The 23,192-nt window shown below is 45.0% G+C and carries 20 protein-coding genes, 1 pseudogene and 1 riboswitch; of the genes and pseudogenes, 13 read left to right on the top strand and 8 right to left on the bottom strand.

Features of this window, described 5'->3' with window-relative positions; translation table 11 throughout:
- The first annotated feature begins 53 nt into the window (after nucleotides 1–53).
- The 4 genes from KFT32_RS11045 (at nucleotide 54) to KFT32_RS11060 (ending at nucleotide 5,858) form a co-directional block, all read left to right on the top strand.
- Nucleotides 54–692, top strand: coding sequence for a histidine phosphatase family protein (locus tag KFT32_RS11045; RefSeq protein WP_211747241.1), 639 nt, complete (start codon nucleotides 54–56; stop codon nucleotides 690–692).
- Between the two features lie 208 nt (nucleotides 693–900).
- Nucleotides 901–4,068: a DEAD/DEAH box helicase gene (locus KFT32_RS11050; RefSeq protein WP_211747242.1), complete on the top strand. Its 3,168-nt coding sequence runs from the start codon at nucleotides 901–903 to the stop codon at nucleotides 4,066–4,068.
- Nucleotides 4,069–4,098: 30 nt separating this feature from the next.
- Complete coding sequence (locus KFT32_RS11055) at nucleotides 4,099–4,827, top strand: hypothetical protein (RefSeq protein ID WP_211747243.1); 729 nt, start codon at nucleotides 4,099–4,101, stop codon at nucleotides 4,825–4,827.
- Between the two features lie 149 nt (nucleotides 4,828–4,976).
- Complete coding sequence (locus KFT32_RS11060) at nucleotides 4,977–5,858, top strand: M15 family metallopeptidase (RefSeq protein ID WP_211747292.1); 882 nt, start codon at nucleotides 4,977–4,979, stop codon at nucleotides 5,856–5,858.
- A gap of 127 nt (nucleotides 5,859–5,985) precedes the next feature.
- Here the strand turns inward: KFT32_RS11060 and KFT32_RS11065 are convergent, their stop codons facing one another.
- The 4 genes from KFT32_RS11065 to KFT32_RS11080 all read right to left on the bottom strand — a co-directional run bounded on the left by KFT32_RS11065 (nucleotide 5,986) and on the right by KFT32_RS11080 (nucleotide 12,790).
- Nucleotides 5,986–7,017 (bottom strand): copper amine oxidase N-terminal domain-containing protein, encoded by a 1,032-nt coding sequence (locus KFT32_RS11065; protein WP_211747244.1) that lies wholly within the window; start codon nucleotides 7,015–7,017, stop codon nucleotides 5,986–5,988.
- Between the two features lie 413 nt (nucleotides 7,018–7,430).
- Nucleotides 7,431–9,719, bottom strand: coding sequence for an Ig-like domain-containing protein (locus KFT32_RS11070; RefSeq protein ID WP_211747245.1), 2,289 nt, complete (start codon nucleotides 9,717–9,719; stop codon nucleotides 7,431–7,433).
- A 231-nt stretch (nucleotides 9,720–9,950) separates the two neighbouring features.
- On the bottom strand, nucleotides 9,951–10,307 hold the full coding sequence (locus tag KFT32_RS11075; protein WP_211747246.1) for a hypothetical protein: 357 nt from the start codon (nucleotides 10,305–10,307) through the stop codon (nucleotides 9,951–9,953).
- Nucleotides 10,308–10,435: 128 nt separating this feature from the next.
- The gene (locus tag KFT32_RS11080) at nucleotides 10,436–12,790 is read right to left on the bottom strand and encodes a UvrD-helicase domain-containing protein (RefSeq protein WP_211747247.1); all 2,355 of its coding nucleotides are present in this window, start codon (nucleotides 12,788–12,790) and stop codon (nucleotides 10,436–10,438) included.
- A gap of 324 nt (nucleotides 12,791–13,114) precedes the next feature.
- On the opposite strand from KFT32_RS11080, the gene KFT32_RS11085 reads away from it, so the two are divergent.
- Both KFT32_RS11085 and KFT32_RS11090 read left to right on the top strand, forming a co-directional pair.
- Nucleotides 13,115–13,873, top strand: coding sequence for a zinc ribbon domain-containing protein (locus tag KFT32_RS11085; RefSeq protein WP_211747248.1), 759 nt, complete (start codon nucleotides 13,115–13,117; stop codon nucleotides 13,871–13,873).
- Between the two features lie 111 nt (nucleotides 13,874–13,984).
- Nucleotides 13,985–14,770 (top strand): TrmB family transcriptional regulator, encoded by a 786-nt coding sequence (locus KFT32_RS11090; protein WP_211747249.1) that lies wholly within the window; start codon nucleotides 13,985–13,987, stop codon nucleotides 14,768–14,770.
- Between the two features lie 83 nt (nucleotides 14,771–14,853).
- Here KFT32_RS11090 and KFT32_RS11095 read toward each other — a convergent pair whose 3' ends face one another.
- Complete coding sequence (locus KFT32_RS11095) at nucleotides 14,854–15,489, bottom strand: NUDIX hydrolase (protein WP_211747250.1); 636 nt, start codon at nucleotides 15,487–15,489, stop codon at nucleotides 14,854–14,856.
- Between the two features lie 138 nt (nucleotides 15,490–15,627).
- On the opposite strand from KFT32_RS11095, the gene KFT32_RS11100 reads away from it, so the two are divergent.
- Nucleotides 15,628–15,933 carry a hypothetical protein gene (locus KFT32_RS11100; protein ID WP_211747251.1) on the top strand — a complete coding sequence of 102 codons (306 nt, stop codon included), beginning with the start codon at nucleotides 15,628–15,630 and terminating at the stop codon, nucleotides 15,931–15,933.
- On the opposite strand, the gene mscL is transcribed toward KFT32_RS11100, so the two are convergent.
- Nucleotides 15,930–16,427, bottom strand: a complete 498-nt coding sequence (mscL, locus tag KFT32_RS11105) for a large conductance mechanosensitive channel protein MscL (protein ID WP_211747252.1) — start codon at nucleotides 16,425–16,427, stop codon at nucleotides 15,930–15,932. The two genes, KFT32_RS11100 and mscL, sit on opposite strands and share 4 nt — an antisense overlap.
- Nucleotides 16,428–16,631: 204 nt before the next feature.
- Nucleotides 16,632–16,732, top strand: a riboswitch (purine riboswitch).
- 190 nt (nucleotides 16,733–16,922) lie between these two features.
- Between mscL and KFT32_RS11110 the strand changes: the two genes are divergently transcribed.
- Nucleotides 16,923–17,510 (top strand): xanthine phosphoribosyltransferase, encoded by a 588-nt coding sequence (locus tag KFT32_RS11110; RefSeq protein WP_211747253.1) that lies wholly within the window; start codon nucleotides 16,923–16,925, stop codon nucleotides 17,508–17,510.
- Entirely contained in the window at nucleotides 17,510–18,847 is a 1,338-nt protein-coding gene (locus KFT32_RS11115) for a nucleobase:cation symporter-2 family protein (protein ID WP_211747254.1), read from the top strand. The genes KFT32_RS11110 and KFT32_RS11115 overlap by 1 nt, the downstream gene beginning before the upstream one ends.
- 122 nt (nucleotides 18,848–18,969) lie before the next feature.
- Here KFT32_RS11115 and KFT32_RS11120 read toward each other — a convergent pair whose 3' ends face one another.
- Nucleotides 18,970–19,308 (bottom strand): DUF4870 domain-containing protein, encoded by a 339-nt coding sequence (locus tag KFT32_RS11120; protein ID WP_211747255.1) that lies wholly within the window; start codon nucleotides 19,306–19,308, stop codon nucleotides 18,970–18,972.
- A 178-nt stretch (nucleotides 19,309–19,486) separates the two neighbouring features.
- On the opposite strand from KFT32_RS11120, the pseudogene KFT32_RS11125 reads away from it, so the two are divergent.
- A pseudogene (locus KFT32_RS11125) lies at nucleotides 19,487–19,606 on the top strand (RNA polymerase factor sigma-54); the annotation flags it as partial.
- A 204-nt stretch (nucleotides 19,607–19,810) separates the two neighbouring features.
- Here KFT32_RS11125 and KFT32_RS11130 read toward each other — a convergent pair.
- Complete coding sequence (locus tag KFT32_RS11130; protein WP_211747256.1) at nucleotides 19,811–20,095, bottom strand: transposase; 285 nt, start codon at nucleotides 20,093–20,095, stop codon at nucleotides 19,811–19,813.
- Between the two features lie 405 nt (nucleotides 20,096–20,500).
- Here KFT32_RS11130 and KFT32_RS11135 point away from each other — a divergent pair, with 405 nt between their 5' ends.
- The 3 genes from KFT32_RS11135 (at nucleotide 20,501) to coxB (ending at nucleotide 23,187) form a co-directional block, all read left to right on the top strand.
- On the top strand, nucleotides 20,501–20,689 hold the full coding sequence (locus tag KFT32_RS11135; protein ID WP_047911489.1) for a hypothetical protein: 189 nt from the start codon (nucleotides 20,501–20,503) through the stop codon (nucleotides 20,687–20,689).
- Between the two features lie 163 nt (nucleotides 20,690–20,852).
- Nucleotides 20,853–21,602: a type I methionyl aminopeptidase gene (map, locus tag KFT32_RS11140; RefSeq protein ID WP_211747257.1), complete on the top strand. Its 750-nt coding sequence runs from the start codon at nucleotides 20,853–20,855 to the stop codon at nucleotides 21,600–21,602.
- A gap of 499 nt (nucleotides 21,603–22,101) precedes the next feature.
- Nucleotides 22,102–23,187 carry a cytochrome c oxidase subunit II gene (coxB, locus tag KFT32_RS11145; protein ID WP_211747258.1) on the top strand — a complete coding sequence of 362 codons (1,086 nt, stop codon included), beginning with the start codon at nucleotides 22,102–22,104 and terminating at the stop codon, nucleotides 23,185–23,187.
- Nucleotides 23,188–23,192: the final 5 nt, after the last annotated feature.

Here is a 23,192-nt window from a genome sequence, read left to right on the forward strand (position 1 = left end):
GCGCATACTAAACCTTACAAATTTTGTACTCAAGCAGGAGGGAATTTAAGTAGATGAAAAAGTTGATTTTTATGTGTATGTTTGCTCTACTCCTTATCATACAGACTCCCGTCGTCTCGGTAGCAGAAAGTACCACGAATGCTGGTTTAGTAAACCCATCACTCGTGAATTCACTCCGTCAGGGAGGATATATTCTTTATGTAAGGCATGGGGAGGCCACTATCGGAGAAGATCAGCCGAATCTCATTTTCAGCGACTGTGCAACTCAAAGAAACCTTACGGAGGAAGGAAAAAGACAAGCCTCACTTTATGGGCAAAAGCTAAGGGTTTTGCAAATACCGGTACTAACTCCAGTATCGGCGAGTCCTTTTTGTCGAACAAGGGAAACCGCAGAGCTTGCTTTTGGAGCAGGAAATGTTCAAGTCGATTCCTTTTGGACTAAAGTTTACAATTTAAGTGGGAATGTAACCACAGAAGAACGGGAAAATACATTAGCCACTCTTACCACTATATTAGAGAAGGAGCCCCCTACTGGATTGAATAAAGTGATCATTGCTCACAGTTTCCCTTCGGGGACTGGATTAGGTGAAATTCCTTTCTTAGGTACCGTAATCCTCAAACCTAAAGGACAGGGCAACGGATACGACATTGTAGATAGACTTTCTTTTAACGAGTTGTCGAGCTTACAGTAATAAACTTCACCGCTACAAATAAGGTCTTCCAGATAACAAGCGAACTGCATTTAATAGGTATGAGAAATACAATCGGTTCAAGCTTAAAGGCTATAGCCGATTGTTTTTTCGTATTCTTTTGGAAAAAATGCAGTTTCGATTTTTAAATTGATCGATTTTCGTATATGATGGAGAGTAACAATCTAAAAGGGCTAACGGGTGACTTGCGATGAATCAACCTCTTTATGGAATTTGGCTCGGAGACGTGTTTTTTTGTTTTTCTGGAGAAACGTCTGAACCCAGGGTCGATGCCTGGAGCCATGGAATACGGAAAATGAAATTAAAGGGCGGTACTTACCGTCCGTTTCAACATGCAGCTTTACGTCTTGCTGAGCTGAGATGGCAGACAAAGGTACAGAACTTAAGCGCAGATACAACGAAGAAAAAACGAGCAGGAATGGGGCGAACACTGGAAGGGCTTGCTTTAGCTCCGAAAGATACGTTCGAATTGTTGATCCATTGGAACAAAGAAGAGGCTGCAGGAGCAGGATTTGAAGCAGGAGAGGAAATGGAATACTGGTCCAAAGCGGCTTTATTTGCATTGGATCTGCTTCTTCGCGGCCAGATCGCTCCAGGAGTAGCTCCGGTAACTGCTACCGGAGGAAGAAGACGTGGCAATCAATCTGCAATAAAGGGAGCATGGCTCCCTAGACTTACAGAGCAAGAAGATGTGGAGCGTTTCGCTATTCTTGCGGAATCCATCCCTCCGATCGCACTGACGTCTACCGTGGTTTATACCGAAGTGGAGGCAGAATCAGTGAAAGAGGCAGGAGCAGCGGTACTTTACTCCTTCCTTTGCCAGATGATTCATGCCGCTGTTTCTTCCGAGGTAGCTGCGGTCGAAAGCAGTCTGTCTAAATATCGTGTGAATTATCGCAGAGGGTACTCTCCGTTGTCTGAACTGTGGTGGAATAGTCTGCTTACCGGTTCTCGAGAGCTGAGTGTGCAAGGAACTATACAGGAAATTGAGGAACTATCTGAGGCTGTCAGAGAGGCGGGGGAGAGTTCCCCTCCACTGATAGAGAATGAATCCTCTGGCCCCGAACCTGGGAGACTGCGGCTTGGACTTCGATTAGAACCTCCAGAGAATGGAGGAGGTTCGATATGGAATGTAAGCTTCTGGGCTGAAAGCGAAAGTGAGTCCGATTTTCGTCTGCCTATTCAGGCAATCTGGTCGCACCCGTCGAAGGACGTTGACCGGGGCTCGACCTTGTATTTATCTGTACAGGAACAGATGCTAATCGCGCTTGGGAAAGCCTGTGAACTAGCCCCTGCTTTAGTACCTGGAATGGGAGCTTCTCCAACTTCAGTTGAAATGAATACAGAGACGTTCTATGATTTTATGGCAAATTCTGTGCCCAAACTGCAAAAGAGCGGCGTTACGGTTATGATGCCATCAAAATGGAGTAAGGAAGGCAAACGCAGAACGGGACTTAAGCTGAAGATGCTGCAAAATGCGGATGGAGGCGGAGCTGTGAAACGCAGTTCTGCACTCGGGATGGAGCAGCTTGTCACTTTTGAAGCAGAAGCGATGCTGGATGGGATTCCTGTATCTCAGGAAGAACTAGCGAGAATTGCGGCTTCGACTTTTCCTTTAGTGGAATTTCGTGGTGAGTGGATTGAGATTGATCCCAAAGAAATTCGCCAGGTGCTCAGGTTCATGAAGAAGAATGACGAAGGTACGATGGCTTTATCGGAATGGATGCATCTCGTTGCCGAAGATGAGGAAGATGCAAACTGGAAGGGACTTTCTATATTCGATACAGAATCCTATGGGATGTTGTCTTTCTTGCTTGAAGGGCAAGTACTCAAAGGGATAGAGCCTAGATATATACCGCCTTCCTTGCACGGGAATTTACGGCCGTATCAGGAACGTGGATTCCAGTGGCTTGCTGCGATGCGTGATCTTGGATTCGGGGTATGTCTTGCTGATGATATGGGGCTAGGAAAAACCATACAGGTTATTACATGTTTGCTTGATTCCAAGCTTGCAGCTAGGGCGATCAGGGAAGAAGAACGGCAGCTCGAAGGAACGACCGAGGATGAATTCGATGCGGAAGGTCCTGCGCTCATCGTATGTCCTACTTCGCTGCTCGGAAACTGGCAGCGGGAACTGGCTCGGTTCGCACCGGATTTCAAATTATATATACATCACGGCACTCAGCGTTTGCATGGGGACCGCTTTCGCGAGCAGGCGGAAGAACATGATATTGTGCTGACGACGTATCATTTAGCAGGTAGAGATGGTTCGGACCTAGCTTCTATACATTGGTCATCCGTTGTACTCGATGAAGCACAATATATTAAGAACTACCGCACGAAACAGGCACAGAGTGTGATGAAGTTGTCTGCGCCTCACCGCATTGCGATGACGGGAACTCCAGTGGAGAACCGACTGAGTGAGCTATGGTCTATTTTTCAATTTCTTAACCCAGGGTACCTCGGTACTGCCGCCTCATTCCGCCAGCGTTACGTTGCCGGAGGTGAGGAAGGGGCTCAGACCCTTCGTGAACTGCACAAGCTTGTGTCTCCCTTTATGCTAAGAAGGCTCAAGAGTGATCCTGATATACGTAAGGATCTTCCAGAGAAGTTGGAGTTGAAATCGTATTGTGCTTTAACGGTTGAACAAACAGCGATGTATAAAGGTGTGGTGGATCAGCTGCTTACGGGTATTGAAGGTCAGACCGGCTTTACCCGCAAAGGCGTCGTTCTGTCTTCTCTAACAAAACTCAAGCAGATTTGTGATCATCCTGTTCTGCTAGAGCAGAATCGTAAGGAACATAGTGGACGTGTGGAGCTGTCAGGCAAGCTGGAACGTCTGATGGAGCTCACCGATGCCATACGGGATAATGGAGAGTCAGCGCTTATCTTTACGCAATATGTATCCATGGGCGATATTTTGGTTCATCAGTTGACTCAGCGGTACGAAGAGAAGCCTTATTTCCTTCATGGCGGTATCTCTAAAGCAGAACGTGATGCGATGGTAGAGAGCTTCCAAAAAGGAGAAGGCCCATCTATCTTTGTCCTGTCATTAAGAGCAGGGGGCGTGGGTCTTAACCTTACTCATGCCAGTCATGTAATTCACTATGATCGCTGGTGGAATCCGGCGGTAGAGAATCAGGCTACAGACCGTGTGTTCCGAATTGGACAGAAGAAAAACGTCCAGGTTCATAAATTAATATGCCAGGGAACATTAGAAGAGCGAATAGATGAACTGATCGAAAGCAAGAAACAGCTGTCTGAGCAAGTCGTAGGTTCCGGTGAAAACTGGCTTACCGAGATGTCCGATGATGAACTGAAGGGTCTTGTTACCTTACAGGGAGAAATGTGGATGTAAGTATAGATTTTGATTCAGGAAAGGGGTGAGGTGAAGGTGAGCATCGAAGTGAAGGAATTTCAGCTGGAGCCTCACGGATGGAAGGCAATCGTGTCTGATTCACAAGGGGTAGAGACAGGCGATGTGGAATGCAGCGGAATGATTAAACCGATTGATGAGGCAGACAGGGCTGAGCTATTGGAACAGCTAGCTGAATCCGCATATACCGTGTATACGCTAATTCAGCAGCGGCCGCTTCCATCAGCAGCAGCCGAAACCTTGGTTCGCTTCGCCACAGAGGTGCAGGTGACCTGCACTTGCGGTGACGAAGCTTGTCCGCACATAGAAGCGGCAAAATTAGCGGCCGCTTCCTGGGCAATGGCCGAGCCGCTTGCGCTGCTCGGTGCACTGGGCATTGCACGCCCTATGCTGCTCGATGGCGTATTCGGCTCCTGGGAGGCCGAATCGGCGGGAGCATCGCTTCCTCAGGCAACGATGCTGCAACGTCCGGCTGCGCGGGCGGGCGGAAACGTCTCTGCGATCATGGATTATATCGCGGAGAGTGTCAAAGACAGCGCACTCCATAAGCCTGGCCATAGGCTGGCAGAGGTGGAGCTGCGCTTAAAGGCACCGGCTAAGTTTGTGCCTCCTCAAGACCTAACGGCTTTGCTGCCACAAGCACCTACGAAGGCGGCGCTTACACACTTGCGCGAGCAATTGTCTAAGCGTGCTTCAGAGTGGCTGCCTACAGCAAAGACCGGGAGTAAGAAGAAGCAATAGGGAAATAGATAGAGCATTAGGAGGTTTGCGTTCATGACAACCGTTGTCATGGAGTGCCAGCCTTCTTTTGCTCTGTTTATTTTTAGGCTACAATAGAATGATGGACAAGCCACATGTGGATAGGAGAGTAAGACATGACAATAACAAAAATGAAGAGACACCGCTGGACGATCGTCCTGCTGTCCACATTGCTGCTCGGCTCCGTTCTATTAACGGGGTGTGAAGAAGGCGGGCAAGGGCAGAAGGAAGGGCAGAACCTGAATTCCCCATCGACAGGTGATACTTCGCAGGAAGTAACGCCGGAAGCGCCGACAGAAGGAACAGGCAATACCTCAGACGGATCTGAGATCGGAGAGGGCGATACAGAAGTAGACAGCATCATGGCTATGCGTGCACAAAATTCGTTACAGAGCAATGTTGAAAAGCAAGGTGACTTAAGTGTTGTAACGAATGCAGAAGCAATGACGGTCATTGTAAATAAACAGCGAAGCTTACCTGAGGGGTATGAGCCAAGTGATTTAGTGGAGCCGAATGTTCCGTTTTCCTTTGACGGGCCTCATGAGAAACGTCATTTACGTAAGGAAGCAGCAGGCGCACTCGAACAACTGTTTGCTGCAGCAGAGAATGATGGCATAGAGCTTCGTGCTGTATCCGGGTATCGTTCTTACCAGCGACAAGTTTCCGTATACAACAGCAGTGTAGAACGCAACGGTGAAGAATATGCAGCTAGGGTAAGTGCGAAACCAGGTTATAGTGAACATCAGACGGGGTTATCGATTGATGTATCCAGCCCAAGTGTCGGCAATGTGATCGAAGAGGTGTTTGGCGACTCAGAAGAGGGCAAGTGGCTGAAAGAGCATGCGCCGGAGTACGGATTTGTGATTCGTTATCCAGAAGGCCGGGAAGAGACGACAGGCTATGTGTATGAGCCATGGCATATCCGATATGTGGGTAAAGAGCTTGCTCCGGATATCGCGGAGAGCGGTCTTACACTCGAAGAGTATTTTGATGAAGATAACATTAAGCTGTAATCTGAAATCCAGTGACACAATTCAAAAAAGCAGCCCCAATGGGAGCTGCTTTTTTTATCTGGATAGGAGAAATTTATGATTTCACCTTTCGTATAGCTAGTTCGAGTACAATGTTACGAATTTTCAATTATTCAGCTACTCTATCTTGATCTACTACAATTTTCATCGCATTCGCAATAGGAGGCAGGCTACGGGTAGTGACTCCGTTATGGAATCCAATCACGTAATCATCTTTTTTAAGAGTAGAAGGGTCAACTTCTTCCCCTTTTGTATTCACTACTTTTGTATTTTCACCAATTTGGAATACGATATCATTAGCAGCTTCTTCTCCTGTTCCCTTCACGAGGAAACTAAGTTCTCCTGCATCAGAATTGCGAACTTCACCGATGGAACCCTCGGCAACGACCATTTCCGCATCCGCTTGTTCCGTTACTGTAATTTTGTAAACAGGAGATTGCGGCGGAAGGCTGAGTGTAGAAAACATTGCATGCTCAACGTCTACTTGATCTCCTACTTTAAGATCTTTGAGTTCCAGTTTGTTTCCATTAGAAAGTACGAACTCCGTATCTTCCCCTACGTTCAATACGATCCCAGTAGAACTATATCCGTTAATATGAATACTGGAGTTTCCATTATAGTTATTCAGGGAAGTAATGACGCCACTAGCTTTCGTCACTTCTTGTTCGGATTCATTTCCGTTATCTGTTGTGATTGTAACTTTACTCCCTTCTACATTCACGTTTCCGTGTAGCACTTTGCTAACAAAGTTCAAAGGAACATATTGTATATTATTAACAATTTCAGGAGCTTGGCCTAGAGTAACAAGCATCTTATTTACGTTATATTGATCTTTCCCCGTTGCGATCGAAGTCCATACATTTCCTTTGGTAAGTTCACTTGCTTTGGTGTCTTTTACCCAAGTGAGTTCCATTCCGAGTGCTTCTGCCAGAGAGCGAACCGGGATCATCGGCTGATCTGCTGTAGAAATTTGGTAACCGTCTTCAATTGCTTGTCCATTTACCGTAATCGTAACCGTCTCTTGAAGGTTACTTGAGATAGGTACAGGGGTGCTAGCGTCTGCGTAAGCGTAGAGGGAACTACCGCCTAAAGCCACGGTTAAAGCTGCAGCAGCTACGCCAGTTTTCATTTTGTTTTTCATGTGTCTTCTCTCCTTCACTGATGTTTTGTCATAAGCTGATGACATGTTCTAGACGACCACAATTTGGATAAAGTTGCATGTTGACAAAAGTACATATATCTAAAACTACCAAGCTAGGGAGACTTAGTATGTAATTAACCTGCTCATAAGAAATGAATATTTTATTTGATATTGTTCGCAAAATTGCCACATGAAATGACCGTGTCTTAGAATGAGATATTTACATACTGCGTAAAACAACTTGTTGACTAAGCATATAAATGCCTATTGAAGACTCAAAAAAAGTCCAGGCTGGGTAGCCAGCCTGGACGAATCGATTACGATTTTTCACTTTTGATAAATAGTTGCTAAATGATCTGCCATGGAATTTATTCCTCGCATTAAATACTTTCCAATCTTAATTTAGAAGTCAACTACGGTTCCCAGACTATGGTTTCATAAGGGAGCTGATCATAGCTGCTGGCCCAATAATATCCTGGGGCCATGATCCGGCGGGGGAGAAATCCAATTTCTCCTGAAGGGGTGGACACGGCTTCGGATGATGCCTGAAATATACCACTTGCCGTAGTTTTGGCTGTAACATATTTCCCAGCCATTTGTGTAAATCTGCCGCTGATCGTGGCGCTCACTGGCGCTCCGGTGTCAAGGTCCACCACTCGCAGTGTAACACTAGCTTTGCCCCCGGTGTATTGAAATAACATCTGGTCAACAACCATAGGTTTCAATGTGGATGCGCTTGTCGTGGCAGATACAGCTTCACTAGGGACACTTTCATTTCCTTGCAGGTCGACGGCAGTGATTTTGTAATAATAGGTGGTATCCGCTAGGAGCCCTCTATCTTCATAGGACAAACCTTTCGCAGTTCCGGCATATGTTAGAGGTCCAGTTGTAAAATCAGCATCCGTGCTTCGGTAGATGCGGTATTCGTTTACTGCTGTATTGTCCTGTGACATCCCATAACTCAGATCTATTCGTTCATGGTCAAAGGCGGTTGCTGAAGGGGGACCGCTAACCAAGCTGGGAGGATCAAGGTCGGCAGGAGGGGACCATTTCACTCCTCCTGGACCCCACTTACTAGGGAAGTCTATGAGAGAAGTGTAGTGATGAAGGGCGATACCTCCAAATGATGTATTGTCTTGAAAAGCCGCGTACACTTTGTTTAGTTCCTCTTCCATATAAGCTCTACCTTCCTCATGGAAGCTAATCGTTTCGGGATCTCCACCGTCCGCAATATCTTTGGTTTCCACTCCGATGATGACCGAGTTTGGTTTACCGATGGAAGCTGCGTAGGCAAGCTCACCGAGTGCATGCTGAATAATTCCTGCACTTCCTTCCGCCTGATCACGGTAATCCATAATGGAAATATAATCAGCTGTATCCTGAATGTGCTCTGAGAGCCATTTTGTTGACCCCTTCCACGGAATTGCACTGGCATCAGCTGAGCTGTCATACCATCTTGGAATTGCCGCGCCTACCGGGAAGCCTATGCCTGCAGCGGTTTTTCGTTCCATCAGTGCAGCCAGCATGTCAAGGTACTGGATTTGAACAGAAGGTTTATCGGTTTTGAAATCTGGAAGAATGTATGGCTCTGTATCCAGATTGATTCCGTCAAATTGTGCAGAAGATTCTGAAGCAAGATTGTAATTCAGTACTTTTTCAAATTCTCGGATCGCTTGGGTGCGGTATCTTTCGTATGTTCCATAGTAGGGCGGCGTTGTACCTCCAGCGATCAGTGCCTGCACTTGGTATCCGTTATTGTGTGCCCAGGTAACAAACTGCTGCACTTCATCACGATAATCCTCAAGCATCGAAGCGCCATTATACTTATCTACCCCAAGGTAGAGTGTGGTAATAGGATGTTCACTGAAAGTGGTTGTATCGGAGGTGAATGCAGCAAAGGTGTCCCAAGAATTCGGATTTAACACCAGATGATAAGAGGCGGTTTCCCAAATCCAGATTGCTCGATCTTGATAAGGTAACGGCGTATTTTCTTCATACACGCTGTTCGTTACTGTGGTTTGACCTAGTGACAGATAGGTAGTAAGGCTATACCCTGTGTTCCCATTTTGATCCGTAGCTCTTGCTTCTAGGCTGTATTTTCGCTCCTCTGTTAGTTGAGTCGTGTTCCATGAATAAGTGTACTTTCCATCTTCCTCATCTAATTGAAGAGGCTCCCAAGGGCCTCCATTAATGCGCAGTTCTACCTGAGAAATCGCATTTTTGCCTTCTGCTGAAATATGAATGGGCACAATCCCATTTTCGTTGGGTAAGACAGCACCGGATTCGGCCGGATCGACAATGAACACTTCTGGTGAACTGGCATCGGGATTATTTACAACCAGGTGAATAAAAGAGGACCAGATACCGTATCTCGTTTCCTTATCTTTTGATTTCAATGCAATCTCAACAGGTCCGTCAAGCTTCGTCGTATCCAGTGGATACGTCCATGTTCCGCTATTATCTGCGTCAGGGTCATTCATGTGTACGTCTGCCACCCATTGTCCATTAACTACAATTTCAACATCAAATACATTGGTATAGGTCCCGTGAAGCTCTTCTATACCGGGGGAAACGATTTGTCCATCCTGATGAGAATCAAGGGTAACACGGTCCGCGGCCTTTGCGGAAGGAGAGGGGACTAACATAGCAACGAGGACGAATGCCAAACACAGTAACCCACACTTTCGCGAAAGTGAAGTCATATTCATCTCACATCCTTGTCAATATGATGTAAATCTTATTGACGACATATACAGCAAAAATCACTGGTATAACGAAGATGCGATCGCTAGTGTCAGCTTAAAGCGGTTACTTTTAATTATTACGAGAAAATAGGGAATAGAACCGATTGTGGATTCATGTCAGGTTATTTTTGCAGGAACATGAAAAAGTCCGATTCATAATCGTGAATCGGACTTTTTTGTTTATAAAAGCTACTTGTTAAGTGGGGAATTCTCATATCCCTTGTTGTCATAATCGGTATGATCTAGCTTGGTGAGAACTCTTTGCTCACGAATGGTCTCACGCGTTTTTTCGGTTCCGTTGTCATATATGAGCTGGTACAGTTCCTGGATTCGGTCCGTAAACTTTTCGTTGGCATCATCATGATCAGCTGATTTATATGGTACCGGAGTACGCTTAAATGTATATTCGTCTTCATTTCCAATCGACGACATTAAATCTTGCATCCGGGAAAGCTCATCTTGATTCAGCTGTACCTCATAGTCATTTGCTTCCGTTGGTTCCTGATGAATGAGCTGTTGTGTAATGGAAACGTAATAGGTGTCCATGTTTTACCCTCCTATAGTGATTATCCAGATAAAAGATGATTTACCTGTTTAATACACTTATAAGATGGAAAATGAATCATCTTGAACCACTCATAGAGGTATCAAAATCATGTTTGCTGACGGACAGTTTACTTAAGATGCCTTGGCAAAGCAGGGACTTCCCGCATCGATTTTTTCATTTTGGATTTACAGAGCGGGCAGGCTGGCGGTTCATCCTTGGCTTTTCCGGTATGCTGCCGAATCCAAGCAGGACAGCTGTTTGACGTACATGCCCATACCGGGACAGTTTCCATCCGTTGTGGCTTCCCTTTTGTACTGGTAGAGGTGCTGCTTTGCACCTTTATTTTTGAATGGAATCGGTCTTTATCTGTATTCAGACGATCTTTTGCACTTTGTTTCTTATGTCCCGTATCTTTCACCCCGAAGGCTTCGAGCAAAAATCGAGATACGGGAGCTGGCTTGCCGTGCTGACTTGATGGTGAGGTAATGAACAATTGCTGCTTGGCACGTGTTACCGCGACATAAGCAAGCCTGCGCTCCTCTTCAAGCAAAGCTTCGTCGACTTCGTTCGTAGAAGCCCCTACCAAAGCCGCTTTCCGATCTTCAGGGACCTCTTTGGTCAAGGCCGAACTATGAGGCAGGATGCCTTCACTTGCACCAATCCAATAGACGCAAGGGAACTCAAGACCTTTGGCCCGGTGGATCGTCATGAGCTGCACAGCATCTTCATTGGCCGCCTGGAGTGCTTCCATTTCCTTATGTCTTCTAGACAGTTCATCAGCAAAGGTGACAAAACTCTCCACCGTTTCAAACCGTTTCACAGAGGCCTCAAGCTCATCCAGCGTCTCCATGATCGTTTCTTTATAGTGAGTATAGATGGTCGGATCGCCACTCTCTAGGTACGAGTCATAGAACTGCCTGCGCATTTCCTGAATGGCAGCCAGCGGTGTCATCGTCTGCAATTGCTTGATCAGCTTAATTCGTTCTTTGACCTGTTCCTGTTGAAAAGGTTTCAGCCGCTCCCATCTCGAAAAATGAATGAGCGGATATTTTTTGGATTGCTGCTTCTCTTGTTCTGCCAAGTATTGAAGACCTGCTTCACGCGATATATATAAAGGTCCAAGCGTACTTGGGATAGCATCAAAATTACGTGGATGAAGAGATAACCTTAGGTGATCCATCAGCGGTTTCACCAGGGTTTGATCATAGAATACCGGTGCAGCTCCATATTGTACAAAAGGGATGTCCTTTAATACCAATTGCTCAAAAATAGCCCGGCTGCTACTCGCAGTCCGGTGCAAGATGGCTATATCCTGATACGATGTTTGCCCAGCTTCGATAATCTCCTGAATATGACTAACAACAATGGCAGCTTCTTCTTCCGCTCCGGAAGGGGTAGCGAACATCGGCTGGTATCCGGGTTTCCCTGCAGAGACCAATTTCTTGTATCGACGCTTCTTGTTATAACGAACGATCTCTGTGCCAAGCCCGAGAATTCGTGAGTCGGATCGGTAATTGATATCAAGCGTAACGACGGAAGCCCCAGGATACACTTTATCAAAATCTAGAATAGATTCCTGTTTGGCACCATTAAAGGTATAGATCGTTTGATCATCATCGCCAACGACCATGAGGTTACGATGGGAAGCGGCAAGTTTACGTACAATTTCATATTGGAGGCTGTTGGTATCTTGAAATTCATCCACCATTATATATTGAAACCGCCTTTGTAGCGGACGGAGAATGGCAGGGTCGGATAACAGTTCTGCGGCTCGCAGTAAAATGTCATCAAAGTCCATCTTGTGGCGCTCTTTTTTCCACGCTTCATAACCTGTAAGAATCTGTTTAACGTCTCTTTCTTCCTGTGACGTGTCTGGGAGATCTTCGGTTCGTTTTCCTTCCATCTTCCACGAGGAGAGAGAAGAGAGCAGGCTTTCCGGTTGAAAAGCGTCACTTAAGCCATGCTTGCGCTGAATCATTTTAATAACAGTATGTTGAGCTCTCGTCTCACCAAAAATATCTTCCGTTATTCCATAGTGACGTAGCAGCATCAGGGCAAAGGAGTGGAATGTTCTCGCTTGTACCGCGCGTGCAGTGGCAGAACGGATTCCTGGCAGTGTAGAAATACGTGATTTCATCTCGGAGGCAGCTTTGCTTGTAAAAGTAACGAGCAAAATACTGCCTGCCGGAACGTTTCGAACTTGAATTAGGTAACCTGCTCTCGCAGCGAGTACGGTCGTCTTACCGCATCCGGCACCTGCAAGGGTTAACAAAGGTCCTTCTCCATGTCTTACGGCCTTGATTTGCGGACCATTCAGAAGGATACCTGCTTCTTCCAACGAACGAAAGTATCCGGCATCGGGTTCTGAATTACGTACGAGTTCAATACTTGTTTTATCCGGCGCTTCTTTGGCCTCGGGAAGTCTAGCATTCGAGGGGACCCCAAGAGGGCGAGGATAAAAAATAGGATTTGTGCTATACATAAATGGTGTACACCTCATCTAAAATCAAAGTAAAACATTGCCCTTTTCACAAGAGGGTTGTAAATTTGGTATGATAGAGTCGTAAAAACATCTGATGATTGATAAACTCAAAGGATTACATAAGGATTGTTCATCGTCTGCATGTAACAAACTGTTCTCTATTATACCGAAACTATCAATTCAAGCGAAGCATACGGTATAATTTGACGGTAAAGTTTAGCCTAGGGTGTTATTGTTGTAATAAGGTACTGAAAGCTTTAAGTTGCAATACTAATAAAGTATATCGTTGCAGCTTGTTACATGGAATGAGGAGGAATTTATCGCATGAACTTTTTACAACGAATTAAAGACGGGGCAGGCCGTGCGACTGAGAAGGCGCAGCATGCTGTAGAGATTAACAAAATCAATTCGCAAATTGCGAACATCAAGCATGACATGTCCGTACATTATACAGAAATGGGTCGCATTTTCTACGAAGGATACCGTGCACAGGATATGTCCTTAGCTGAAGAAAAAATGATGGAACTTTCCGCGGAGTGTGACACACTTCAGGATGAAATTGATGAACTGCGTGAGAAGATTGCACTGCTCAGAAATGAACGAGTTTGTGTCTGTGGTCATGTTTCAGATCTGGACGCTAATTTCTGTCCTAAATGCGGTCGCGCGCTCACGGGTACGGAGCAAACAGCTCCTATTTCCCACGCACAAGCGAAACCGGAAGCAGCGGCAACTTCTGCTGATGAAGAAATGCGGGAAGAAGAGGAAGAAGATTTATTTCCAGACCTGCTTTTGTCGGAGGAAGAAATTCCTACTGAGGATTACGATCTAGGAGATTTCTTGCCAGAAGAAAAAGAAGAGTTTGATGCAGAGTGGGAGCGCAGACGCCAGGAAGAGATGCAGCGTGAAAGCGAAAGGCAGCAGGAACTGGATGAGCGTATAAGGTACTGGAAAGAGAATAATCAGAATCAAGGCACGTCAGTGGAGTCCGAACTTCCACGCGAGACCGTGAAATGTCAGATTTGTGCGGCAGAGCTGCCGAAGGGCTCGAAGTGGTGCCCACATTGCGGAGCGGAGCAGATCTAGTCTGTCCAAGATGACAAATCTACGGACATTACGAAAGAAACGATAGATTACTTATTGCTTATGGAAACAACAAGCATCAAGGTTCCTGAACAGCATGGGAGGACAGTCGAAATGGACCAGTTGCTGCAGCACCTCAGAAATCTCGGTTTTACGGAGATGGAATCAAAGATTATGGTTCACTTGTCACAGGAAGGGGCATCTTCCGGATACGAAGTGTCCAAACGACTCGGGGCATCCCGCTCTAATGTGTACGCAGTGCTGCAGCGCCTGCATGCCCGCGGATTTCTTCATTGCAGTGATGGTGAACCTGCGAGGTACACCATGCTTCCACCGGAAGAATTCACACATATGATTTCTAATCATGTAAGAGATTCGCTTCAATACGTTGAACAGACCATGCCAATGCAAAGGACCCGTCGTCCTGATTTTGTTACTTTGCAAGGAGACGGACAGGTCATGGAGACACTGGCCAAAGAAATTGCTAGAGCAAAACATGAGATTATTATTGATCTGTGTGCGGATGAAGCATCTCTATTCCATGATGAATTAAAGGAAGCGGAAGAGAGAGGGGTTCGGCTTTTGTGGTCCTGCGATGCAGGAAATGTAGAACCCAGTCCTTTTATTCATTGGCAGCCTATCACAGATGAAGAAACGCAATCCCTTTCTGAAGGTCGTAAATTTTCATTTGTTATCGATCGGAAATGGAGCCTGCTCGGGAGCCGTGGGGATCACGTTGGTACACTTGGTCTTGTAACAGAACACCCGGTTATGATTCGGCTTTTGCTCGGATATTTTGCCCAGGAACTCATTATATATGAACTGGAACAAGATCTCGGTCAGGAGATCGGCGTAAGATATGGTCCGCATTATGAACATGTATGGAACAAATATGTATAAACATTATAAAAAGCCCTTCTGTTCTATCCGATAGGATAAAGAAGGGCTTTTCACCTATTTGTATCATTCATGATGAAGTTACATTACAGTTCCTTCAGTTTCTCGAATATTGACACATAGTAGCTGAACGGCCTGGATACAAATTGTTCGGCTTTAATGGTTTCTGCAAAAAGTTCGGAGGCCTTCCCTTCGCCCAGACTTTGAATACCGATTGTCTGCACTTCCTTCACTTTTCCTTGGAACAAGTCAAGCATCTCCGAGAGAGGGGCCTCATAGAGTCCTTGGACTTCACTATGCTGCAGGCGGTATTCATGTAATGGAAGAGAACTGTTGAGACCAAATACGTTACTAATTTCACGGTCTAGGAAAGGAACTCCGTGAACCTCACCATGTAACTCTTCTTTCACTTCAAGCAGAGGGGTGAGCTGTGAATAGGAAACGACAAGTCCGAGTTCTTCCTCAAGTTCTCTTGAGGCATCTTCCAGTGTTTCTCCAGCGGAGAGGTGTCCGGCCGCCGTAATGTCAAAACAAGAAGGGAAAGTATCCTTGCTGGACACCCGTTTTTGAAATAGCACCATTCGGTCATCATTTGTATCGCGAACAAGCCAGCAGTGAAAAGATTTATGCCAATATCCGCTTGCGTGGACCTCGGAACGCGGAGCTGTGCCGATCCATTCACCTTCCGGATTGTAAATATCAAACTGCTCTTCAGTTGACATACGTTGGGTACCTCCAGTTTGCTTAAAAACAACGAAATCCATACTATGAATTAGATTGTTTTTCTGTTAGCATGATCACATTCATTTTAGGGAAATATAGCTATTATATAAGTTTACAGAGATAAGGGGGAGATAAGGATGGAATGCATCGTTCGTTTTCAAGTTATCTACAAAAATGAAGAGCCTAAGTCACTGAGGGGCCTCATCCTAATTGGAGACAATAAGGAACCTTCTACCGAACAATTAATCCCAATGTTTAAAAAGATAGGTTTTGACGTCATCGTAGAAAACCAAGATGATCTTACTTTTAAACCGGTAAGTCCGGATGCACCCTATACCCGAATTCGTGTTACGGAACTCGATACCGGGGAAGAAGTCTACAGGGAAGATGCGAATCTTAAACAAATCCTGGAGAACTTACTTCCTAGGTCGCCGGGTCTTTAAGCCCTTGCTTTCTCTTCATCCGTCACGGGTTCTACGTGAGAGGTGCAGTGCGAGCAACGCGTTGCTTCAAGCGGTATATCGGATAGACAATAGGGACAGGCCCGCGTCGTTTTCTTCGGCTCGGGTTTTTCTTCTTTTCGTTTAAGGCGGTTAATACCCTTGACGAACATAAAAATACAGAAAGCCACAATGACAAAATCCAGAATGACATTAATGAACTGACCATATCGCAGTACGGGAATTCCCGCTGCTTCTGCCTCTGGGAGTGTTGTATACTGGCTTCCCCCACTTGCGAATATCCCCTTCTCCAAGGGTAGGAACAGTTGTTCAAAGCTTCGATTTCCGAGAATGAGTCCGATCGGGGGCATCAAAATGTCATTAACAAAGGAGGTTACGATTTTGCCAAAAGCCCCCCCGATAATGACACCGACGGCTAGATCAACCACGTTGCCCTTTACAGCAAATTCTTTGAATTCATTCAATATTCCTTTCATTAATTACGCTCCCAACATCAAATTTATTTTCTTATAAACTATTTAATCATTCGGTATCCCCTTTTGAAAAGCTTGTCTTTGAAAAATTTACTGAAAATAACACTTTCTTTTGCAGTATCAATTCGTTATACTTCTACCGTTGACCTTACACGGGCTGTCTATACCTGAATCCAGGTAGATAAAGAGACGGCTTACATTATTTACTATTATACATTTAAGTTATCTCGTATATGTGCTGGAATAGGCTAGCATGTCTCTACCTGATCACCGCAAATGATCGGACTACGGGAGAATAAATATAAGGTGATGATGAAACGAAGTAGATTCCTTTCTCGCGTTGCTACCTGCTTTGACGATAATAGGAGATTCATTCTTTGTTTTCATAGGAAACCTATGTTCTTCTCCCTTACTTTTTTACCGGATGTACCGGTAGAAGAGAAGGGACTTTTTGCGTTTACGGATAACAAAGAACGATAGCATGAGGAGGAACAGGTTATGAAATTGTTAAAAGAAAAGGTATTGAATGAAGGAATCGTATTGTCAAATCAGGTACTTAAGGTGGATTCTTTCTTAAATCATCAGATGGATCCGGTACTTATGAAAGAGGTTGGCCGTGAGTTTACAAGAAGATTCGCAGGAGAAGAAATTACGCGTGTGTTGACGATTGAGTCTTCAGGGATTGCACCTGGCATCATGACGGCACTTGAACTTGAAGTACCACTTATCTTTGCTCGTAAGCAAAAGTCACTGACACTCCGTGAAGATATACTCGTTGAGAAGGTTTATTCCTTCACTAAGCAGGAATCCAATGACATTACGGTGGCTAAAAAATTCATGAAGCCTGGAGACCGCGTACTCATTATCGATGACTTCCTAGCTAACGGAGAAGCGGCTTTTGGACTCGCCCGTATCGTGGAGCAAGTAGGAGCAGAAGTGGTTGGCATTGGAATTGTCATTGAGAAGGCATTCCAGCCTGGTGGAAGACTTCTAAAAGAGAAAGGGTACCGTGTAGAGTCACTTGTTCGTCTTGCGGCGCTTGAGAATGGTGAAGTTACATTTGCAGATGAAGAGGTTGAAATCTAATGGCCCGGGAACGGATTTTTGACCGTCGTCGTCATCCTGCGAAAACTTTTTCCCTTGGGGTTCAGCACGTCTTGGCTATGTATGCCGGGGCTGTCATTGTTCCTCTCATTGTGGGTGAAGCACTGGGCTTATCCCCTTCGGAACTGACCTATCTGATTGCAATTGATCTTCTAGCATGTGGTCTCGCAACTTTGCTACAGGTCTGGGGAGGCAAATATTTTGGGATTGGCCTTCCGGTTATGCTCGGTTGTGCATTCCAGGCTGTAGCTCCTATGATTCTAATCGGACAAAACTTCGGTATGTCAGCCATCTATGGCGCGATTATCGCATCTGGACTTTTTGTTATCATTTTTGGCGGATTTTTTGGTAAGTTAATTCGGTTCTTCCCTCCTGTTGTAACGGGTTCTGTAGTAACCATCATTGGTCTGACCTTGATTCCTGTAGCCTTGAACGATCTCGGGGGCGGTCAAGGAAAAGAGGACTTTGGAAGTATATTAAATTTGTGTCTCGGATTTGGTGTTCTTATTTTTATTATTCTTATGAATCGATTCACAAAGGGCTTCCTGCAATCCATTTCTATTCTGCTCGGCCTTGTCGTCGGGACATTTGTAGCAAGTTTCTTTGGTAAGGTAGATTTGTCGCCGATGCTTTCAGCAAGCTGGTTTCGTGCGCCTCAGCCGTTCCACTTTGGAGTACCGACCTTTAACTTGTCTGCGATTCTTACGATGATCCTCGTGGCTATCGTTAGTATCGCGGAATCTACAGGTGTATTTATGGCGTTGGGTAAAATTCTAGATAAGGATTTGGATTCCAAAGACTTGTCCCGTGGATACCGTGCAGAGGGTCTGGCTATTGTGATCGGCGGAATATTTAATTCATTCCCTTACACAACTTACTCGCAGAACGTTGGCCTTCTGCAAATGAGCCGTGTTAAGACACGTGATGTCATCGCTGTTGCGGGTGGTTTACTTATTCTGATCGGGTTTGTACCGAAAATCGCTGCAACGGCTCAGATGATTCCACCTGCTGTCTTGGGAGGTGCTACAGTGGCCCTCTTCGGAATGGTTGTCTCTTCCGGTATTCGTATGCTAGCAGATCAGGTAGATTTTAACCGCTACGAAAACTTACTAATTATTGCTTGTTCTGTAGGAATGGGTCTTGGAGTCACCGTCGTTCCAAATCTGTTCGCCCAGCTTCCGGAAGAAGTAGGTATCCTATTAAACAACGGAATTGTGGTAGGTAGCTTCACAGCTATTTTGTTAAACCTCATCTTTAACGGACTGGGTCCGGCGAGAATGGATCAGAAGTCTATTCCTTCTGACGAAAAAGCGGCTTAGGTTCTGTTATATTGTGCAATAAGAAAGCCAAGTACAGGTCATGTACTTGGCTTTTTTTTGTTTCATTAACTAAGTGGTCTGATAGAGAGATTTAGTTAAAGAAGTACCATTATTGTGTTTCTTTACAGCTTACGCATTTGTTTATCTGCAAGGTCCCCCACAAGAGGCAACTTCAGCCATTTCCCTTGGAGTGTAGCTATTAACATGACAATCCATATCGCAAATCCGAGAAGGGATAGTAGAGCAGCGAGCAGGGGACCAAACAAGGGGATAAGCCCGCACAGAATGTGTCCCACTACAATAAAGCCAAAGGCGAACAATGATTGCAGGGCATGGAACATGACAAATCGGCTGCGTTTCTCAAGCGCCAGCATTACAATTGCCCCTATAAAAGTAAACAGGTAGCAAACAGCACCAGCGATATTCTCATCAATACCTGTAGAAGATTTGAATGGGGACATCGTTTTCTCCTCCCTTTGTCCAACACTATAAATTAGCATATGACTCAGGATTCAATATTTGAACAAGAATGCTTAAAAATTAGTTGTTTTCGGACAGGGTCCCCGAGTACGAAACCATCAGGTGATTAAACTGAACTTTTGGTAGCTTGGACATGTGAAAACCGAGCAGCCTTAGAGGATTCGGGATCAGCTGAGTGTGAATAAACAATACCTCAAGCCGATGACCATGAAGGAAGTTGCGGACGAACTAGCAATTCAGGAATCTACAGTAAGCCGGGCGGTGAATGGGGATTATGTACATATGCCTTAGAGGAGATCTCAGATCTGAAGGCAAAACAGTGGTTGGCTGATATGATTGATAACTGGAAATAGCTTCTGCAACTCCTTCTGAAATCGATCAATATATCTTTGTTCAAGACTTATAAAAAAGTGAAGAAGCGACTCTCATAGAAGAGAATCGCTGTTTTGTGTACTCTTTTCTATACCTGAAAAGGATGAAATTTTAGGAAGGGTCTCCACCTTGGCGCTGGCGTCTTGGATTCGTGATCTTTCCTTGTTTGTCAGTATCATTTTCCTTGGGAACCAATCTTGGGTCAGTTATGCCTTCATGGTGATTCTCGAATGTAAACTCCGTAAGTTCCCACTCTGTAGACCCTAGGGTTGGATCTGAAGGGAAATGTTGGCCTCTGTGAAGATGTTCTGTGAGTCCTCGTTCATTCGTATATACTCCGTCAACCTCAACCGTTTCTTTGGATATCGGGAGCATCTCCTTGTCGTTTCCGTTCATAGATGAAGTGCCTCCTTAAGGATATAGTTACCATTATTTCATGAAGCTTCAGGCTTCTGGCTTTTAACATAACCCGATTCAGGCATAACTATCCCCGGTTAAAGAGATAATAAAAGCAATTCAGAACAGATCAGGGCGGAAAATCGAACTTTGGTAAAAAAATGTAAAGAAATTACTTTTTTGATTTTGTAAAGCTGTACGTCTGCTTTGAATATGATACAATAGAAGTGTGATTCAAAAGGAATCATATCGGGTATTTATAGTGTCAGGTACCTCTATTCGCAGGAGTTCCCGGCCTAAAGCTGAATATTGCTGAGCACACTTCTTCATGGTATCACTTTAGATCTTTTTTTTCGCATTCTCTAAACGGAGCATTCACTTTCAACGTTTTGGGAGGGAGTTATCATGGCAACAAAAGGTCATAATGAGGTCAAAGAAAGTTTGCGGGAGATGACCCGGATTTTCAGGCCGAAGGATCCTAAAAAATTCGTGAAGGAGTATGTGAAAAAATACCGGATAACAGGAGGGTATGAAGAGGAACTGACGCTCGTTGTAGAGCGCGAACTAACCAGACTGAATTCCTCAGTCTCCTGATTCGCTTTTTTTGTGCAACACTCGAGTTGTAAATGCTGATTATATTGCTTTGATTTTTATAGAACCGCCATCTGTCTTGTATAGAAACAGAGAGGCGGTTTTTTTTGCGTTCTCCTTTGCATATACATGGAGAGGTAGCCATGAATGTGGAGGGGGCGGCCATATGTCTGTAAAACTGAAAACGAAAGAAGAAATCGGGTACATGCGTGAGGCCGGACGAATCCTGAAGGCATGCCACACTGAGATTGAGAAGAAGCTGGCACCAGGGGTTACGACAAAGGAGATTGATGAATTCGTAGAGACTTTTTTGGCAAAGAAAGGAGCTACCCCAGAGCAAAAAGGGTATAGGGGATATCCTTATGCCACTTGTGCATCTGTAAATGATATCGTATGCCACGGCTTTCCCAACGAAAAGCTACTCCAATCTGGGGACGTCGTCACCATTGACATGGTTGTTAACAAGGATGGGTGGCTTGCTGACTCCGCATGGACCTATCCTATAGGGAAAATTGATTCCAAAACAAATCGTTTTCTTCGCCGGACCGAGAAGGCTATGTTTACGGGAATTGCAGAGGCTGTATCTGGAAACACAGTGGGAGACATTGGGAATGCCATCGAAAGAACGGTAAAAATGTGGCGATACGGGATTGTTAAACCTCTTGTCGGTCATGGAATTGGGCAATTAATGCATGAGCAGCCGGATGTGTTTCCTTATGGGCAGAAAGGGACAGGAATAAAGCTCGTTGAGGGAATGGTTATTACGGTAGAGCCGGTATTGACGATGGGAAGAACCGGTGCTGTGTATTGGGAAGATGACGGATGGACGGTGAGATCCGCGGATGGAAGTATTGGAGCACAGTATGAGCACACGGTAGCAATTACTAGGGATGGACCGGTGCTACTAACTAGCTAGTATATCTATCTAATGAAAAATCAGAGGAATCCCGCTCTGTATAGAAGCGGGTTTTCTTTTTTTTTGTGGTAAATGATGGATAGAATTACAAATTAGTTGGAAGATAAAAGCGCATCATAGCAGAGGATAGGGAGTAGACTCTATAAAATTATACTAGCTTTCATCTCGATTAATTTGCACTAAACTACATAAAATGAGGAGTTGGTGAAACTGCTCGAATTCTCCCGTTTTATCCGTAAATTGGAAGAAAACCATGGACAAACCCCTGTTTATTCAGAGATGGAATCGTTAACAAATAGGGCAGTGACGCGGTTTTTTTGACTTCGTGAACAATTTGTGAACATGTGTCTAAAGATTGACAAAAAGTTGACGTCAACTTATATTTAATAAGTGATTGTATTAATTTACAGGATTACAACAAAGGTACTAGAGCAGGTAGAATACTCGCTTTTTGGAACCAGATGGTAATCAGCGAAAATGGGAAAAGTGGGGTAGATAGGTGATGAAAAGGTGGCAGTACGGAAAACGAATCCTCCTTTTACTGACAGCATTCTCTTTATTGTTGTTGTCCGCTTGTGGTCGAGAGGATTTATCTGTAATGAACCCGCAAGGTCCTGTAGCGCAAGGTCAACTTGATTTGATGAAACTTGCCATTACGATCATGATCGTTGTACTGCTCGTGGTTTTTGCGATTGCAGCCTACGTATTGGTCAAGTTCAGACGTAAAAAAGGGCAGACCGAAGTTCCAGAACAAGTAGAAGGAAATTTCAAGCTTGAGGTTATCTGGACTGTGATTCCACTCATCCTTGTTATTGTATTGGCCGTTCCTACTGTTCAACAGCTCTCCGCATTAGGTAAAGACTACACCAAAGACGAAAATGCCCTTCAGGTAAAAGTAACTGCTCATCAGTATTGGTGGGAATTCAGTTATCCTGATCTGGGTGTGACGACCGCACAAGATCTTATTATTCCAACCGACAAGACCATTTCATTTGTTCTTAACAGTAGTGATGTAGTTCACTCCTTCTGGGTCCCATCCCTATCCGGTAAGATGGATACGAACTTTGCAGGGGATGAAGACAAGAAAGGGACTACGAACAAATTTCATTTCTCTGCACCGAATGAAGGCGTTTACCGAGGTAAGTGCGCAGAGTTATGCGGTGCATCTCATGCTTTCATGGAATTTAAAGTGAAATCGGTAAGCCCTGACGAGTTCGACAAATGGGTTGCTTCTATGAAAGCACCAGCAGTGCTTCCAGAAGATGCACAGCTAGCAGAGAAATTCAAATCCGCTTGCCTCTCTTGCCATGCTGTCGGAGATCAAGGGATTGCAGTTGGCCCGAATTTGACAGGAATCGGCAGCAGAGAGTCTGTAGCCAGTATGCTTCTGAACGAACGTGAAGGCCAGGAGGGAGCTTCTGTAGAGGATAACCTCAAAGAGTGGCTTCATAATCCGCAGAAGGTTAAGCCAGGAAATCAGATGCCTGACCCAAGCGAACTGGGACTAACTACAGATGAAGTTGATGCAATTGCTGAATACTTGGCGGGCTACAAGCTTGATTATGAAACGAACAGCGCGGATTGAGAAGG

Source organism: Paenibacillus sp. Marseille-Q4541 (assembly GCF_018310695.1).
GTDB lineage: Bacteria > Bacillota > Bacilli > Paenibacillales > Paenibacillaceae > Paenibacillus.

Bases quoted from the DNA above. Each gene is read 5' to 3' on its own strand.
- KFT32_RS11130 (WP_211747256.1), bottom strand. From the start codon at position 20,095: ATGAACGGAAACGACAAGGAGATGCTCCCGATATCCAAAGAAACGGTT.
- KFT32_RS11060 (WP_211747292.1), top strand. From the start codon at position 4,977: ATGAAGAGACACCGCTGGACGATCGTCCTGCTGTCCACATTGCTGCTC.
- mscL (WP_211747252.1), bottom strand. From the start codon at position 16,427: ATGAAAGGAATATTGAATGAATTCAAAGAATTTGCTGTAAAGGGCAAC.
- KFT32_RS11135 (WP_047911489.1), top strand. From the start codon at position 20,501: ATGGCAACAAAAGGTCATAATGAGGTCAAAGAAAGTTTGCGGGAGATG.
- KFT32_RS11050 (WP_211747242.1), top strand. From the start codon at position 901: ATGAATCAACCTCTTTATGGAATTTGGCTCGGAGACGTGTTTTTTTGT.
- KFT32_RS11090 (WP_211747249.1), top strand. From the start codon at position 13,985: ATGGACCAGTTGCTGCAGCACCTCAGAAATCTCGGTTTTACGGAGATG.
- KFT32_RS11110 (WP_211747253.1), top strand. From the start codon at position 16,923: ATGAAATTGTTAAAAGAAAAGGTATTGAATGAAGGAATCGTATTGTCA.
- KFT32_RS11095 (WP_211747250.1), bottom strand. From the start codon at position 15,489: ATGTCAACTGAAGAGCAGTTTGATATTTACAATCCGGAAGGTGAATGG.
- KFT32_RS11120 (WP_211747255.1), bottom strand. From the start codon at position 19,308: ATGTCCCCATTCAAATCTTCTACAGGTATTGATGAGAATATCGCTGGT.
- KFT32_RS11115 (WP_211747254.1), top strand. From the start codon at position 17,510: ATGGCCCGGGAACGGATTTTTGACCGTCGTCGTCATCCTGCGAAAACT.
- KFT32_RS11065 (WP_211747244.1), bottom strand. From the start codon at position 7,017: ATGAAAAACAAAATGAAAACTGGCGTAGCTGCTGCAGCTTTAACCGTG.
- KFT32_RS11080 (WP_211747247.1), bottom strand. From the start codon at position 12,790: ATGTATAGCACAAATCCTATTTTTTATCCTCGCCCTCTTGGGGTCCCC.
- map (WP_211747257.1), top strand. From the start codon at position 20,853: ATGTCTGTAAAACTGAAAACGAAAGAAGAAATCGGGTACATGCGTGAG.
- KFT32_RS11070 (WP_211747245.1), bottom strand. From the start codon at position 9,719: ATGACTTCACTTTCGCGAAAGTGTGGGTTACTGTGTTTGGCATTCGTC.
- KFT32_RS11045 (WP_211747241.1), top strand. From the start codon at position 54: ATGAAAAAGTTGATTTTTATGTGTATGTTTGCTCTACTCCTTATCATA.
- KFT32_RS11075 (WP_211747246.1), bottom strand. From the start codon at position 10,307: ATGGACACCTATTACGTTTCCATTACACAACAGCTCATTCATCAGGAA.
- KFT32_RS11100 (WP_211747251.1), top strand. From the start codon at position 15,628: ATGGAATGCATCGTTCGTTTTCAAGTTATCTACAAAAATGAAGAGCCT.
- KFT32_RS11085 (WP_211747248.1), top strand. From the start codon at position 13,115: ATGAACTTTTTACAACGAATTAAAGACGGGGCAGGCCGTGCGACTGAG.